The sequence below is a fragment of the Streptomyces sp. XM83C genome, assembly GCF_023072675.1.
Taxonomy (GTDB): Bacteria; Actinomycetota; Actinomycetes; order Streptomycetales; family Streptomycetaceae; genus Streptomyces; species Streptomyces thermocoprophilus.
The window spans coordinates 1-2,844 of record NZ_JALLGL010000487.1 but is presented as its reverse complement, the minus strand read 5'-3'; the positions used below and the strand labels follow the sequence as shown (position 1 = coordinate 2,844).

Genomic DNA, 2,844 nt, shown 5'->3' with positions numbered 1-2,844 from the left:
GGGGTTGCCGGGGCTGCGCGCAGGGCTGTGGGGGCCTGACGGGGTGTGTCCGGCGTTGGCTCGGCACGGCACAGGCCCCCTGGGCACACCGGGCGCGCCGGCCGGCTGTCTCGCCGACCGGCTGCCTGGCGGGGTGTCAGCCGCCGTAACGGCGGTGGCGGGCGGCGTAGTCACGCAGCGCCCGCAGGAAATCGACCTTGCGGAAGGCCGGCCAGAAGACCTCGCAGAAGTAGTACTCCGAATGCGCCGTCTGCCACAGCATGAAACCGGACAGCCGCTGCTCGCCGCTGGTGCGGATGACGAGGTCGGGGTCGGGCTGGTCGCCGGTGTACAGGTGCCGGCCGATCATGTCGACGTCGACGGCCTCGGCCAGCTCCTCCAGCGAGGTGCCCTTGTCGTGGGCGTCGAGCAGCATGGAGCGCACCGCGTCGGCGATCTCCTGCCGGCCTCCGTAGCCGATGGCGACGTTGACCAGTATCCCGTCGACACCGGCGGTGGCCTCCTCGGCCTCCTTCAGCGTGCGCTGCATACCGGCGGGCAGCAGGTCCATCGTGCCGACGTGGTGGACGCGCCAGCGCCCGTCGGCGGCGAGGGTGCGTACGACGTCCTCGATGATGCCGAGGAGCGGGACGAGTTCCTCCTGCGGCCGGTCGAAGTTGTCCGTCGACAGCAGCCACAGGGTGACGACCTCGACGTCCGTCTCGGTGCACCAGCCGAGGAACTCCCCGATCTTGTCCGCCCCGGCACGGTGCCCCTGGGCGGTGGTCGATCCGGCGGCCTTGGCCCAGCGCCGGTTGCCGTCCATGATCACGCCGATGTGCTTGGGCACCTGAGCGTGGTCCAGGTGGCCTTCCACCCGGCGTGCGTAGAGCCTGACCAGCAGGCCGCGCAGCTTGTCGCGCAGGTTCACGTGATTGTCAGCCCCTCCGGTGCGGAACGGTCCCCGTCGGCGAAGCCTACCGCTGATGCCGAACGGCGCCGCCCAGGGGTGGGCGCGGAGAGGGCGGCGGGCACGGGGGATCGGGAGGTTCCGAAAGAGGGGGATCGGGAGGTGCCGGCGCGACCCAAGTGCCGCGCGGGAAAGGCGAGAAAACAGAAAACGGGCCGGTCCGTGGGGGGGAGACGGACCGGCCCGAGGGGGGGTTTCCACCATAACCCTTCGTAAGGGCAGATGCGTGCATCGGCGTGCCACAACTACTCTCCGAAACCGATCAGCGACGCCCCGATGAGGCGGCCACGCATTCCGGACGGCGCCGGAAGGGCCCGGACGCAGGCATTTCATGGCGTACGACGGATTCCGCACCGGCCCTTCGCGCCGGACGGCACGCGATCCGTACGCCTGACCGGGGTCCCCCCGATGGACTACCCGCCCTACGCTCATCCGCTTGACGGCGACGGCATCGCGCAGCCCCCTCCACTGCGCGATACCACCCGCGCAGCTTTGCTCACGCGAATTACCTTGGTCTGAACCTATGCGATGAGCTGCGGCGAACGCCAGCGGCGCAGATAACGATGCGGAAACCGCACGGGGGCGCACTCCGGCGCACACACCGGCTCACTCCGTGCCTACCTGGGCTTACTGGCGGTTACTCGGGGCTTGCGGAATCGAACAGGTGCCGAGTGCTGTGCGCCACAAAGGCCCCTTCCGCGCAGATCCGCTCATGCAGGGCTCGCAGCCGGGCCTCGTACGCCTCGACGCTGAACCCCGGCACCGTCCCGGACGACCTTCCGCAGGAAGTGGACCACAGCGGCGATGCCACAGAACTCGACGCGCAGCCGCTCGGCCTTGAGGGAGACGGCCTCCAGCCGGGCGGCCCGACAGCCCACCCGCTCATCCGACGAGGGGCCGAACCTCCTGGGCGACGAACCGCACGAACCCCTCGGGGTCGGGCTCGTCCCCGGTCGGTTCGAGTACGACGGTGTCGGCACCGGCGTCGGCCAGCCGCCGCACGCCTTCGGCAACGGCCTCGGCATCGCCGGCGACCCCGAGGCCGGCCACATGCCCGAGCCCCTTCCCCTCGATCTCGCCCCGCAGCCGCGCGTACCCGTTCTCCCCGGTGGCGGCAAGCAGATAGGACACGACGGCATGCTCCCCGGACCGCCCGGCCGCCTCCCGCCCTTCCTGAACGAGCCGCACGGCATCCCGCACGCCGTCCGCAGGGGTGACCTCACTGAGGATGGTCCCGTCGGCAACCTCCCCCGAGAGCCGCACGGTCCGAGGCCCGACGGCCCCCACAAGAATCTCGACGCCCCGCTGAGGCGGCCACCCGAGCTGCACATCATCGAGCCGCACATACCGCCCCTGTACGGAAACCCGCTCCCCGCGCAACAGCGCCCGAAGCGCGTCCACGTACTCCCGGAGCAGAGTCACCGGCGACTCCACCCGAGCCCCGACCTGCCCCATCCACTCCTGCACCCCGTGCCCGACCCCGAACCGGGCCCGCCCCGGGAACATCCGCTCCACGGACGCGATCTCCATGGCGGCGATCGCCACGTTCCTCAACGGCACGGGCAACAACCCGACCCCGACCCGAATCCGCTCCGTCCAGGCGAGCGCGGCGGCGGCACTGGAGATCCCACCCTCAAGAAAGCAGTCCTCCCACAACCACACCTCATCGAGCCCCACCCCCTCCGCCAACTGCACCAACCCCCGTACCCGCTCGGGCGGCAACTGCGGACGCACGATCACACCGAGAGTCGTCATGGGATCAGGCCTATAAGACGTCGTTTCTGATGGCGTGATCGCTCGTTGAGCCGTGCATGACGGATCTGGTGGAGCGGTTGGTGCCGGACGAGTTGTGGGTGCTGTTCCGGCGGGTGGTCCCTCCGACGGAGGTCATACGC

2 protein-coding genes and 1 pseudogene are annotated in these 2,844 nt (G+C 70.2%); all 3 read right to left on the bottom strand.

Annotated features, from left to right (window positions below):
- Positions 1–136 precede the first annotated feature (136 nt).
- The 3 genes and pseudogenes from MTQ10_RS29580 to MTQ10_RS29570 all read right to left on the bottom strand — a co-directional run bounded on the left by MTQ10_RS29580 (position 137) and on the right by MTQ10_RS29570 (position 2,704).
- A complete protein-coding gene (locus MTQ10_RS29580) occupies positions 137–910 on the bottom strand; it encodes an isoprenyl transferase (protein ID WP_247473492.1) in 774 nt (257 codons plus the stop codon).
- Positions 911–1,586: 676 nt separating this feature from the next.
- A pseudogene (locus tag MTQ10_RS29575) lies at positions 1,587–1,833 on the bottom strand (SAM-dependent methyltransferase); the annotation flags it as partial.
- Positions 1,832–2,704, bottom strand: coding sequence for an LLM class flavin-dependent oxidoreductase (locus MTQ10_RS29570; RefSeq protein WP_247473491.1), 873 nt, complete (start codon positions 2,702–2,704; stop codon positions 1,832–1,834). The pseudogene MTQ10_RS29575 and the gene MTQ10_RS29570, both read right to left, overlap by 2 nt.
- Positions 2,705–2,844: the final 140 nt, after the last annotated feature.

Excerpts from the sequence above, each read along its gene's own strand:
- MTQ10_RS29570 (WP_247473491.1), bottom strand. The coding sequence starts at position 2,704 with ATGACGACTCTCGGTGTGATCGTGCGTCCGCAGTTGCCGCCCGAGCGG.